Origin of the sequence: Caballeronia sp. BR00000012568055 (assembly GCF_029439455.1) — a bacterium.
Lineage (GTDB): Bacteria > Pseudomonadota > Gammaproteobacteria > Burkholderiales > Burkholderiaceae > Caballeronia.
The window spans coordinates 1-12,203 of the sequence record NZ_JAQFVG010000022.1; the positions used below are offsets into that span (position 1 = coordinate 1).

Below are 12,203 nucleotides of genomic sequence, written 5' to 3' on the forward strand. Positions count from 1 at the left end.
AATCACATGCACCTTGCGCCGCGTGCGCGGATCGAGCACCTGATTGAGTGCGGCCGCATCTGTCGTCGATACCAGCGTCACCGCGTGCGCGATCTCCACGGCTTCACGCTCTTGCCGCGTCAGGCAGTGCGCTTCATATCGCAACAAGGCATCGCGTAGCGCATGCGAGTTGATCGTCCGCATCATAAAAGCAGGCACGAAACGCGTGAGGTAGCCCGCCGACAACGGCGTACGCGCGCTGCGTAAGGCCGTGGCGCGGCGCGACATCAGATCATCGAAGTCCACGATGATAGGACGTCCATTTGTCAGACGTGCGATATGCGGAAGATGATCGACCAGGCGAATGCCGTCGATATAGATCACATCCGGAGCGAAATCATGAAGGGTCTGCGCCAGCACGTTCATATAGTGCCGCTCAGAAAACATCGCGATTTGCAGCGCGCAGGGCTTGGCCATCACGAATCCCCGTGCAAGCCGCGCAAGCGCGCTGAGCTTCGGCATGACACCCGGCGTTTCGAAGACCGAGCGCAGCTTGATCTCCTTCAACTCGATTTCACTGCCGATCGCCTCGCGAATGAATTGAAGCGTACGTTCCCGGCCGTTTGTCGCCGTCTGCGGCACGTCGCGGGTCATCACCATCAACACGCGCTTTGTTTTCATAGGGCACCCCGTCTATGCGAATGGGCTTCGCCTGGTCTTTGTATGGAATCCTTATGTCCCGTTCTTCAGCGGATACGCTCATAAACGGCGCATCTTGTTTTGCTGCTGAATAAAAAATCTGCTCGAATTCGTCCACATGATCACGTGGCGTGAAACGGCTTCGCTCCGCGTGGCAACGTCGCGCGAGGCCTTCGTAGAAGGGTTTTTCGTTGGCAAGCCTGGCGATCAGCGCGCCCATTGCTTTCACGTTGCCGCGCGGCACGACGAGTTCCGGCACGCGCTCGAACACTTCTGGCAGGCCGCCGGTTGCGAAGGTCGCGGACGGCTTGCAGAATTCCCAAGCCTCGACGGAGACCGTGCCGCCCGGTTCGTCCCACATCGACGTCAGCACCGTAAGATCGACGAGATCGAAGAACAGTTCGCGCTTCATAAAACCGTGATACGTGACCTTCAAGTGTGGATAGCGCGCGATCAGCTCCGGCATGCGCTGCTCGTTATCCTTGCCGGCCACATGCACTTCGATATCCGAACTTTTCGCCGCGTGCGCCACACTCGCGAAGAATTCTTCTATGCCCTTGGTGGTATCCGTTCTGCCGATAAAGCCCACTCTGAAAGGCGTACGTTGCGCGCGAAACACCGCAGGTGATGCGTGAGCGGCGCGCATCGGTTCGGGTGCAAGATGAATGATCTTGCGTGAGGTCTTTGGAAAGAAGCCTGCTGCGCGATGCCGGTCATCGACAAAACCGGTCACGCTGACGACCTGATCGACCAGTCGCGAAAACCAAGCCTTCGGGCGCGACACCGTCCTGCATTCCCGACATGGCGACGCGCACGCGTGATCGTTCCTGAACATGGTCGAACGAGGACACAGCAGCCAGTAGTCGTGATTGACATGCACGATCGGCACGCCCCGCAGACGCGCCGCAATCCATAGCGCAGGCCCCATACCTTTGATCGTATTGGTGCAAAGCACATCCGGCGCGATCTGGCCGAGACGCTTCCACGCAAGCAGCAACATCAATGGATTGAATGTATCCACAACACCGAACAGCATCTTGATGACGCGTCCGCGTTCGCCATGATGAAACTGGTCGTACACGTTGAGGTTAGGCAGCTCATATACGTCTAGCGCATCCTGCTTTCTAAACGAGCCATGCCTTGCATTCGACAAGGTAAGCACCGACACATCATGCCCGCGGTCCTTCAACGCTACCGCAAGCGAATGAACCATGACTTCGCCGCCACCCACGATATTCGGCGGAAAACGGTTCGCGCAAAGCGTGATCTTCAAGCGCGCTCCTTGTGATGAAGTGAGAACCCGAACGTCACAGCCCAGAACAACACGAGCGATACAGCCGTGCCGGTTGCGGGCGCATACATCATCAATGAACGCGGCAAAATGAACGGCGCGGCAGCAATGGATGCAACCGTGATCGCCTGCTTGGTCACGATAAGCCGGTAGCGCTGTGCCGCGACCAGCCACGCGGAAAGGCCGGCATCGGCAAAAGTGGCGACCGCGCAGAATGTGGCGTAGATCATCACCGGTACGCCTGCAATAAATTGCGGACCATACACGATCAGAAACAATCGCTCGCCTACAAACACGCACGCTATAGCCGCGAAAATGCCTACTACGGCGAGCCAAAATGCGAGTTTGAGCGATCGCAAGCGCAATTGTTGTTCGTTACGTGCGACATAAACCATGCTGGGCGCAAGCGCCAGAGCAAGCGTGGTTCCTACCGAATTCCATTGTTCGACCAGCGAGGCCGCTGCTGCGTAAATCCCGAGGTCGGCCTTGCTCATCAGCATGCCTAACAACAATCGATCCATGCGCAGCATAATCACGCTCGCCGCAATCGCCGGCCATATTTTCAGCCCACGCATGACCAGCGTGCGCGTAATGACTGCATTGCCGAGATGCGCTTTGGGCGTGCTGAACGCAAGCGTGCGATAGCGGCTGAATGGTGCAACTGCCGCAACGCATGCTTCCAGCGGCCACGCGAATGCCGCGATCACCGCTCCCACAGACGCATGAGCGGCCGCCAGCAACCACAGCACGCGCACGCCGCTCGCATAAGCTTTTGCGCGTGTGATAACCCAGGGTTTGGTTTCCGCATAGGCCATCACCGAGCCGAGTGCGAGCGGCTCGACGGTCAACACGAGCGCTGCGATCAGGGTCAGGGCCGAAGCGCTCGACGAAGGCATGGTCACCGCCACCACGCCCATGAAGACCAGCATCACCGCAAGCGATAAGATCAGGCGCAAGCGGAACGTATGATAGAAAACCATATGTCTGAGCCGGCGATGCTTGCCGAAGATCGGTGCGATCACCGGTGCGCTGAAGATCAGTGCGACGCTGCCGACGACATAAGCCAGTGAGAGCGCGAACTGCAATTCTCCGAACAATCGCGCGCCATAGATGTTCGCGAACAGATGGTTGCTTGCAATCGCCGCCAGCACGCCGACTATCTTCTCGGTCACCACGCCCGAGAAAGATGAGAAGAGGAGTTGCAGGAAAGAGTTCATTTCAACTCTCCCTGTACTGTCGATTCGCGCCGTGCGCGTCAACAAAGTACCACCACGCGCACGCGATAAAGCCGTAAGTTATCGTTCGGATACCGAATATATTCCAGTATTCGCCCTGTTGCAGTCCAAACGACGCGTATGACACGACCTTGGTCGTCAGCCACAAAAGGATAACGCCGCCGCGCATCGCCACAATGAGTTGCAGCGCAGAAAGTGCGCCATAAATCAGACCGGTAAATGCAACAAAGACTGCTGCGCCCGCATAGCCGAACCAGTACACGGGCACGCCCATTTGGCCCATGGTAAAGGTGACATCATCATGAATATAGGCGCGCAGTATTTCTGGCGTGCCGTAAGCGAGCATCAGATCGCGCAGACCGCTGACCACGCCCGTGTCGAAAAATGTCGGCGCTTGCGGTGAAGCGAGCGATGCCAACACGCGAGTGAACGCTGCGCCGCCACCCGTCGGCGCGCTGAGAAGCCCGGCGTCGAGATCGACGACATACCAGACTTGTCCTTGCAGCAGCACGCGCGAAAGAATCGTGTCGGACATATCGAGGCCCTGCCCTTTATAGGCGTAGAACACCGACGCCGTGCCGAGCACGAGCGCCAACAACGCGCCGATGCCAAGATAGCGGACCACCGGCTTGCCGTTCAGCGCATGGATCGCAATAAATGGCGCGAGCATCGCGAGGCTTGTCCCGAGCACCGACATGAACTGCTCCCCATGCAGCACGTCGAGACCGATATCCGCTACGGCCATTACCAAGGCGATTGCACGCACCCAGCGGTTCGATGCCGTGCACAGCGTGCCCAGCATCACCGCAACGAAGGTCTGGTTGTTAAGGAAGAGATTGAAGATGGGACCGGCGCCTTCACTTTCATTTCGCAATGCAAATCGGTTGATGCCCTTCAACAACGCGAAGCCTTGAGTAAGACCCGCAAGCACGCCTGCCGCGAGCACGATCGCCGAGAGCCCGAGCCCTAAAAATAAGCTGTATTTGTCGATCGCCATGCGCGGTTCAATCCGTATGCGCGCGCGACGCCGTTCGGGCAATAGCCATTGAAAGCCTGCGAGTGCGCATAGCGTGAAGATCACGTAGAACCAAAGCAAGCGGCTGAACGCGCCATTCGCTTCGCCCTGCACGTTCGTTTCGATCAGATACCCGCCCGCTTCAATCCCGATACCTGCCAAAAATAAACTCAGGCCCACCGCGAAGAGATACAACATCGACACCGAGAAAACCGGACGCCATAGCACGATCGCGATCACGCCGACGCAAGCGAGCGCGAGCGTAGCCGCAGCGCTGATCGATTCGAAGCCGAGCGCAGGGAGCGCGGCATTGCTTGCGAGCGCAAGCAGCAATAGCGCCGTCACGATCACGCCGAACGCTCCACGTCCCGCCACGTTTGGCGATGCAGTATGAGCGGGCATGGACGGGCGTGCGAGCATCTCAGCTCCTGGGCCGGCGTGCAAGACTACTCAACACACGATGCAGTTCGCGACCGACCGATTCGCTCGAATATCGTTGCGCATTCGCGCGGCCACGTCGCTTGAGGTCCTGGCGCAAGGCTTCATCGTCGGCGATGCATGTGATCTGCTCGCGCCACAACGCGACGTTCAATGGATCTTGGACGGCGAGAAACGTATCGCCCATCGTGAAGCGATACACCGGCAAATCCGATGCAATCACGGGCAAACCCACGAGTTGCGCTTCAATCACGGTACGGCCAAAGCCTTCGTGCAGGGTTGGAGAAAGATACGCATCGGCCGCCTGATAGCAGTAGGCAAGGTCTTCGTCGCTCGCACCTTCAACGAAATGCGCGATAAGTCCGGCGTCGCGTGCAATTTGCTCGCATTCCTTACGATTCGCCGCATTCTGCGCGCGGCCTACGCGCAACATCACGATATCTTTGCGACCCATCTCGGCAAGCGCACGAAATATCGTCGCGTTATTCTTGCGCGTTTCATCGGTGCCGACATTGAGCAATACGGTTGCATCGCCAAGATAGATATTGAGGCGCTCCTGCAAGGCCGCGCGTGCTCGGTGACGAACCGCAGCACTGGTCGGGACGATGGTTTCATCGAACGCATTCACCACGAGTTCGATTCGCTCACGCGCAATACCGAGCCACGAAGTTGCATCGTGAATAGTGACATCGGTAGTCGAGATAATCATGTCCGCATGCGGAATGATGTACTGCAAGACGCGCATATAACGCGCCTTCAAGGTCTCGATCAAGCCGCGTGTCTTGTCGGGGAACACGACATGGTGCATAACGATGCATACACGTCCGCCCGCGAGCTTCACGAACGGAATCATGTATGCCATGTCTTCCTGATACAGCACGATCACATCGACCTCGCGGGCCAGCTTCATCGCGCGCAGCGGATACAGTACGAAGTGCGTCCAGTAACGCTTGAGCGAGCGAGGTTGCGCGGGAATGTCGATGGTCTGCATCGAGACGTCGTCGAATCGCTTCATGATCTCGATGCAGTCGAGGCTGTAGCGCATCACGCCATTCCAACTCGCCGGCCTCGGACCAAGAAACCAAACCGCCTTGATACGCGCATCTTTCGCCGAGGCGCGCGTCTCGTAGTTCGCGCCACCCAGCAAGGACTCACTGATTCGGCTCATCCCACTTCCCCGTGACGGACTGCTCTCATGTCCGTTCGATTTGTCCAATCAATCAGTATTCCAATGTATTATTCGTCATCGGAATTGGCTTCTTTGATGCCTCATTCAATACATTATTCGAGTCGTGCTGTGGTGCTTTCCTCGAGATACTTGTACGCGTCAGAGTAATAGTTGTAGCGTAGCGGCGAGGGTTCGAATCCGTTGAATACGAGGCCGTCCACTTCCGTGCCTACCTTGTTCAAACGCGACACAGATTCCGTCACTTCCGAATAGCTCACCGTGCCCTGACGCGCGACGAAGATGGTCGCATCCGCAACTTTGGAAAGCGCGGCGGCATCGGCCATCGGCAAGACGGGCGGCGAGTCGATCACGATCATGTCGTATTCGTCGCGCAATGAGGCAATGAGTGCATTCAGACGCTCGAAACCGAGCAGATTGCGCACTTGTCGAACGTGCTTGCCAGCGGGCAGCGCGTGAAGGTTGTCGAAGGGCTGGCTGATTGCCTTGAGCACATCGAGCTTGCCTTCCAATACATTCGACAGCCCGGTATCGCGATTCACCTGCATATAGCGGTGCAGGCTCGAACGGCGCATATCGGCATCGATAATCAAGGTCTTGAGGCCGCGCTCGGCATAGAGATACGCGAGGTTCGCGGACAACATCGACTTGCCCTGCCCCGGCACGGCGGATGTCACCAGCACAACTTTCGATCCCTCTTTCGATTCGAGTTTGTGCTGCAAGGAATGCGCGAGCGCATCCATTGCTTCGACGAGCGGTGTATCGCCTTGTTCGTGACTCAGCATGAAGCCCGAGCTTTTAGCACTGCTCGCTTCGAGTTGATGCGGCGAGATGGGCAGCACGCCGAGCGTCTGAATACCAACCATCGATTCAAGGCGCTTCGGATCGCGAATACTCCCTGAAAACAGCGGTATGAGTTGTGTGACGACAAAGCCGAGCACCGCCCCAAAAGCCGCGCCAAGCAGCAATACGATGGATTTGCGCGGCCGTTCCGGTTTCACCGGTACGAGTGCACGATCGACCAATGCCGCGTTTCCGCCCGCACCTGCCTGTGCGATCTGCAATTGCTGCGCGTTATTCATCAACCCGACGTATAGCTGATTATTGACTTCCACATCGCGAGCCAGACGCAAGTATTCTTGCTGCATAGCGGGAAGACGCGCGATGCGCTTTTGCAGTTCGGCTGACTTTTGATCGAGCGCACGAAACTTGTTTTCAGCGGCAATCAATTGCGGCTGACCTTGCCCCCAGCGTTGCGCGAGATCCTGATAATTCAGCTTGGCTTCCAAACGCGATTTTTCGACCAGCGCAGATTCATCTAAGAGATTCTTGGCTTCCCCTTGCACGTCGATCGTGCCTTCTCTGTTGCGATAGTCGTTTAGCGCTTGCTCGGCTTTTTGCACACGCGCTTTCACTACGGGCAATTGCGAGTTAAGAAACGCCAGGCTGCGTTCGGAGTCCGCCGCACGCCGCTTGTTGTTCGAATCGAGGTAAGCGGCTGCGACTGCATTGACGAAACGCGCTGCAAACACAGGAGCGCCGTCTTCGAAGGACAGCTGCATGACACCGGACTGACGCTTGGTTTCTACTGCGCTAAAGACTTTTTGAATTTGCTCCAGCCGCGTTTGAGTGGGCACGCGCTTGACAGTAAATTGCGTGCCTGGATTAGCCACAATTTCGCTAACGTCTACTTTAAAACCGTCGCCTGTGGCTGCAACGCCCACGCTTCCGCTAAGCAATTGACGGCCTTCGGTATCCTTAAGCGCCCACTTGCCATCGCCTAAGAAATCGAGTTCGAGCTTTTTGTTGATTTGGCTCTCAGGTACATCAAAGGCTTTAAATACGACATGTTCGCCGCCCCATGCATAGCGAGGACTGTCGAACAGCGGATCGACCAGACCGTTTGGTTCGCGCGGCAAAAGCGTCGAGAGAAAGCCGCCTACCAGCGGCACATGATTCTTGACCGACACATCGGCCTGCGCAACGGTGGCGTCCATCGCCTGAATCATGACGGAGCGCGAACGCAGAATATCAAGCTCGCCTGCCACGGGTGAGTCCTGCACGTCGAGTGCGCGGGACACATCCGACAGCGAGCCAAGCGGACTGGATTTGCGCTCTTCGACCTGAATCAGCGCGTCTGCTTTGTAGACTGGCGACGACAACGCGATATACGCGATCGACAGCATCAGACAGCCAGCGAAGATGGCGATGAACAGAAGTTTGCGGTCGAGAAGATTCTCGAGCATGTCGAGCGGCGACAGCGTCAACCCTTCAGATGCGCTTGCTTCTCGCATTTCGAAAATGTCATGCGAAGAAGTTCGGTGGAGGCCCATTCACGTACTCCATGTTCTTTTGAGGGATGGACGCAACGCACTTACTGTTCTGCCGTATCACTTAGGCAGGAATTAAGCATGTCATAGCATAAGACCACGGCGTAAACACTCAATCTGTTGTCCAACCAACACGGCGCTTTGAGTCATGCGCTTTAATCTTTGGCCATTGCTATTCGTCTTTGGACATAGGAATTTCCATGGCCGAAATCAGGACGCCGATTAAACAAATTTTGCTTGCGGTCTTGCTTGCGGCTTACGCGTCTTTAGCCTTTGCAAGCGATATCGATTCGATCGACGCGCTTAAGGCACCCAATACCTCAGGCAGCATTCGCTTTCACGGATCGTCCAACGGCAACCTGCCGGGCAGCGCCTCCATATCCAAAGTCGATGTGCATACCATGCTCTATCCCGGCAGCACGACGCAAGTGCTCGCGCACTATCTGCCGTGGTGGGGACCGGACCCGCGCGGTGTCGATGTAGGCTATCGCTCCGACGATCCTTCTCAAGTACGGCGCACGTTCGCAGATATGCGCTCGCGCGGCGTAAATGGCGTAATCGTCGATTGGTACGGTGAAGGACATTACGTTGATCGCGCATGGAAAGCTTCCATGCCCGTGCTCGCCGAATTTCCGCAACTGACGTTTGCGATCATGATCGACTTCGGCACCTTCAAGTTCAACGCTTGCAAAGGCTGCGATCTGACGCAAACCATTCTTCATCACCTTGACTATGTGATGCAGCGCTATGTGCCCTCGCGTCAATATCTGCGTTACGAGGGCAAACCCGTGATGTTCGAATTCGGCATGGAATACGCGGGCAAAGCGGACTGGGCGCGCATTCAGGCGGCGCACCCGGAAGTCGTGTGGATTCATATCCACGCACACGGCGCAAACCTTCCCGATAGTCAGGGCGCATTCGTCTGGGTCGATGCCCCCGATGACGCTAAGCGTCTCAACACGTTCTACAACACGCTGACGAGTCAACCGTCGAAGATTGCCGTAGGCGGCGTATGGAAAGGTTTCGACGATTCCAAAGCGCCCTGGGCCGCTTCCGCGCCGCATCTGTTGCCGCAGGACTGCGGTCGTACGTGGCTCAATGCGTTCAACATACTCAACGAGCATTACAGCGCACACAATCAACTGCCCTTCCTTCAGCTCATCACCTGGAACGACTATGAAGAAGGCAGCGCGCTCGAGACGGGCATTGCTTCCTGCACTAAGCTCAAGGCGCGTCGCACAGGGCAGGCCTTGTCGCTCGATGTGAGCTATCCGGAAACAGTCGATCATCTCGAACTCTATAAGCAAGTCGATAGCGGCGCTTTGCAACTTATTGGACGCTATCCTGCTAGCACGACATCTATTCGCCTGAGTGATACGAACGCTAAGGCTTGGATCGTCAAAGCGGTCGGCAAGCCGTTCATCGAGAACGTCTTCTCCGAACCGATTGTTGCAAATTAAGTCTTGCGTTAAAGCGCTTGCTGCACGGTCCCTAGCGAGACTGCATCGTTTTCCCCGATAAGAAATGTGCGGCCGACACCGGCACGGCGTGCCGCTTCGATATCCGATTCTTTATCGCCCACAAGAATCGACGCCTTCATATCGAGATTCAATTCCACGCAAGCATGCTTCAACATACCAGGCTCAGGCTTCCTGCAAATACACGTCTGACGCAGCACGCCTTTACCCGCTTGAGGATGATGCGGGCAGTAGTACACATGATCGAGACTCGCGCCGTTTAGGGCGAATTGGCCTTGCATCCACCGCATGAAATCGTGGAATTGCGCGTCGGTGTAAAGCCCACGCGCAATGCCAGCCTGATTGGTTACCACAGCCACGATGTAGCCTGCCGCATTGGCCGAACGAACGAGTTCGAAGATTCCATCGACGAACACACACTGCTCCGCGCGATGCACGTAGCCCAGGTCTTCGTTGATCACGCCATCGCGATCGAGAAAGAGCGCCTTAGATTGCATTGACACTCGTCTGGTATAGCTGAGGAATAAAGGTCTGCGCGCGCGCGTAATCCTGCGGCACGCCGATATCGATAAACTCGCCTACTTCCGGGAAAACGCGCACGTCAAGCGTATCGAGCGACGTGCCAAGAAATTCGCGCTCGAAAGAGAATTTCTCAGGCAAATTTCGCTTAAGCAAACGCGCCGCGTCGATTGCGTAAGTACCGGCATTGATATGCCCCGCGCCTTCGTGCTTTTCTTTGAACGCGCAAAGACGAAGCGAATGCGCATCGAAATCCAAAGTGCCATAGCGCGACGCGTCTGAGACGCGTGTAGCGGCCATGACAAGGTCAGCGTTGGATGTATGGAAGTCTGCGCAAAGCGCCTGCATATCGAGTTCGCACAGGGTGTCGCCGTTCATCACGACCATTGCAGGCGCACCGTGCGTGCGTAACGCGTGCACGATCGCTCCGCCAGTGCCAAGCGGCTCAGGCTCATCGACGAACGTCACCTTGATATCAGGGCAGGTCCACGCAATAAAGTCTTTGATCGCATCGCGCCCAAAGCCTAAAGAAAGCACCGCCTCAGGCACGCCTTGCCGCGCAAGCGCTTGCAATAACCAGCCTAAGAAGGGACGGCCGCCAACCGGCGCAAGCGCCTTGGGGCATTCATCGCCAAGCACGGAACGCAAACGCGTTCCCAAGCCGCCCGCGAGAATCAGACACGGCAGCGGCGTGCTCATCCGAAAATCCGCTCTTCGACCAGACCGCAGATGATATGACCGCAAACGAGATGCCCTTCCTGAATCTTGGGCGTCTCTGCTGACGGCATATCGAGCAGGATATGGCAGCGCTCGCGCATCATCGCAGAACCGGGGCCGTTACCTGTCAGGCCAACGGTATAGAGACCTGCCGCGCCGGCGGCTTCCAACGCACGCAGAATGTTAGGAGAGCGACCCGATGTCGAATACGCCCAGAATACATCGCCTGCGCGTCCCGTGGCCTGTATCTGGCGCTCAAAGAGTTTCTCGTAACCGTAGTCGTTTCCGATAGCCGTTAGCACAGACGTATCGACTGTTAAAGCGAAAGCTGGTAAGCCGGGACGATCGAAAAGAAAGCGGCTGACGAATTCACCGGCAATATGCTGAGCATCTGCTGCGCTGCCACCGTTGCCCGCTAAAAGCACCTTATTCCCCGCACGAAATGCTTCAGTGATGCGTTCGGCCACGCGCTCGATACGCTCCATCAAACCGTCGTCCGCTATGATCGACTGCATCACTGCGATGGTCTTGGTAATTTCACCGTGTACGCTCAGGCTCATTTGCTTTTCCTCCACGATTGCGCACCGAGATCCGTGAAGGTGCAGTTCAGCACGCTGCCATTCAATTCAGTGTTCGCACGTAACGTGCGCATGAGATGCGGGCGATCCACCGGATCGACAAAGAACATCATGAAGCCGCCGCCGCCCGCGCCGGATACCTTGCCGCCTTTAGCGCCCGCATTCACGGCGACGCGATAAAGCTCGTCGATCATCGGATTGGAGATGTTCTTGGCCATGCGCTTCTTGGATTCCCAGGCGTCACGCATGGAAGCAGCGAAGGCATTGAAGTCGGCCTTTAGTACGGCTTCTTTCATCCGCACGGCCTCTTCTTTTACGCGATGCAGTGCGGCAAGTGAATCACCCTCGCCTTTGACCACATTCGCGCTTTGTTCTTTGATGATATTTGCCGACTCGCGCGAAACACCTGTGAAATAAAGCACTAAAGACGCCTCGATTTCTGCCTTGGTTTCTTGTTTAATCCTTAGCGGATTGACGATCACGCGGTCGCCATAAAACTCCATGAAATTCAGACCGCCGAAGGTCGCTGCATATTGATCTTGCTTGCCGCCCGCGAGGTTGAGATCGACACGTTCAATATCGTGCGCGAGCGATGCCACGTCGTACTCCCCAAGCGGCAAAGACAACAACTCGCAAAACGCCTGTACCAGCGATACGACGATTGTCGAAGATGATCCCAAACCGGAACCAGGCGGCGCTTCAGAACAGGTTGTTATCGTCACGGCGAGTGGATGGCCG

At 56.6% G+C, this 12,203-nt stretch carries 11 protein-coding genes and 1 pseudogene; 1 reads left to right on the forward strand and 11 read right to left on the reverse strand.

Annotated elements, in window-relative coordinates:
- From P7F28_RS02300 to P7F28_RS02325, 6 genes are all read right to left on the reverse strand, one after another.
- Positions 1-660, reverse strand: a 660-nt coding sequence (locus tag P7F28_RS02300; RefSeq protein WP_277182837.1) for a hypothetical protein, incomplete at its 3' end; no start/stop codon positions are given.
- Complete coding sequence (locus tag P7F28_RS02305; RefSeq protein WP_277182823.1) at positions 554-1,951, reverse strand: glycosyltransferase; 1,398 nt, start codon at positions 1,949-1,951, stop codon at positions 554-556. The genes P7F28_RS02305 and P7F28_RS02300, both read right to left, overlap by 107 nt.
- Complete coding sequence (locus P7F28_RS02310) at positions 1,948-3,186, reverse strand: hypothetical protein (protein ID WP_277182824.1); 1,239 nt, start codon at positions 3,184-3,186, stop codon at positions 1,948-1,950. Before P7F28_RS02310 ends, P7F28_RS02305 begins: the two co-directional genes overlap by 4 nt.
- Before the next feature lies 1 nt (position 3,187).
- Positions 3,188-4,639: a DUF6418 domain-containing protein gene (locus tag P7F28_RS02315; RefSeq protein WP_277182825.1), complete on the reverse strand. Its 1,452-nt coding sequence runs from the start codon at positions 4,637-4,639 to the stop codon at positions 3,188-3,190.
- Position 4,640: 1 nt separating this feature from the next.
- Entirely contained in the window at positions 4,641-5,825 is a 1,185-nt protein-coding gene (locus P7F28_RS02320; RefSeq protein ID WP_277182826.1) for a glycosyltransferase, read from the reverse strand.
- A 113-nt stretch (positions 5,826-5,938) separates the two neighbouring features.
- On the reverse strand, positions 5,939-8,089 hold the full coding sequence (locus tag P7F28_RS02325) for a polysaccharide biosynthesis tyrosine autokinase (RefSeq protein WP_277182827.1): 2,151 nt from the start codon (positions 8,087-8,089) through the stop codon (positions 5,939-5,941).
- Positions 8,090-8,373: 284 nt separating this feature from the next.
- Between P7F28_RS02325 and P7F28_RS02330 the strand changes: the two genes are divergently transcribed.
- Positions 8,374-9,633, forward strand: coding sequence for a hypothetical protein (locus tag P7F28_RS02330; protein ID WP_277182828.1), 1,260 nt, complete (start codon positions 8,374-8,376; stop codon positions 9,631-9,633).
- 8 nt (positions 9,634-9,641) lie between these two features.
- On the opposite strand, the gene gmhB is transcribed toward P7F28_RS02330, so the two are convergent.
- The 5 genes and pseudogenes from gmhB to P7F28_RS33795 all read right to left on the reverse strand — a co-directional run.
- The gene (gmhB, locus tag P7F28_RS02335) at positions 9,642-10,148 is read right to left on the reverse strand and encodes a D-glycero-beta-D-manno-heptose 1,7-bisphosphate 7-phosphatase (protein ID WP_277182829.1); all 507 of its coding nucleotides are present in this window, start codon (positions 10,146-10,148) and stop codon (positions 9,642-9,644) included.
- A complete protein-coding gene (locus P7F28_RS02340) occupies positions 10,138-10,869 on the reverse strand; it encodes a nucleotidyltransferase family protein (RefSeq protein WP_277182830.1) in 732 nt (243 codons plus the stop codon). Before P7F28_RS02340 ends, gmhB begins: the two co-directional genes overlap by 11 nt.
- Positions 10,866-11,447 (reverse strand): D-sedoheptulose 7-phosphate isomerase, encoded by a 582-nt coding sequence (locus P7F28_RS02345; protein WP_277182831.1) that lies wholly within the window; start codon positions 11,445-11,447, stop codon positions 10,866-10,868. The genes P7F28_RS02340 and P7F28_RS02345 overlap by 4 nt, the downstream gene beginning before the upstream one ends.
- A complete protein-coding gene (locus tag P7F28_RS02350) occupies positions 11,444-11,947 on the reverse strand; it encodes a hypothetical protein (RefSeq protein WP_277182836.1) in 504 nt (167 codons plus the stop codon). The genes P7F28_RS02345 and P7F28_RS02350 overlap by 4 nt, the downstream gene beginning before the upstream one ends.
- Positions 11,948-11,989: 42 nt before the next feature.
- Positions 11,990-12,187: pseudogene (locus P7F28_RS33795) on the reverse strand (dehydrogenase); the annotation flags it as partial.
- Positions 12,188-12,203: the final 16 nt, after the last annotated feature.

What these genes read in the sequence shown, in the direction of transcription:
- gmhB (WP_277182829.1), bottom strand. Translation starts at nt 10,148, where the DNA reads ATGCAATCTAAGGCGCTCTTTCTCGATCGCGATGGCGTGATCAACGAA.
- P7F28_RS02330 (WP_277182828.1), top strand. Translation starts at nt 8,374, where the DNA reads ATGGCCGAAATCAGGACGCCGATTAAACAAATTTTGCTTGCGGTCTTG.
- P7F28_RS02345 (WP_277182831.1), bottom strand. Translation starts at nt 11,447, where the DNA reads ATGAGCCTGAGCGTACACGGTGAAATTACCAAGACCATCGCAGTGATG.
- P7F28_RS02320 (WP_277182826.1), bottom strand. Translation starts at nt 5,825, where the DNA reads ATGAGCCGAATCAGTGAGTCCTTGCTGGGTGGCGCGAACTACGAGACG.
- P7F28_RS02315 (WP_277182825.1), bottom strand. Translation starts at nt 4,639, where the DNA reads ATGCTCGCACGCCCGTCCATGCCCGCTCATACTGCATCGCCAAACGTG.
- P7F28_RS02340 (WP_277182830.1), bottom strand. Translation starts at nt 10,869, where the DNA reads ATGAGCACGCCGCTGCCGTGTCTGATTCTCGCGGGCGGCTTGGGAACG.
- P7F28_RS02325 (WP_277182827.1), bottom strand. Translation starts at nt 8,089, where the DNA reads ATGCTCGAGAATCTTCTCGACCGCAAACTTCTGTTCATCGCCATCTTC.
- P7F28_RS02310 (WP_277182824.1), bottom strand. Translation starts at nt 3,186, where the DNA reads ATGAACTCTTTCCTGCAACTCCTCTTCTCATCTTTCTCGGGCGTGGTG.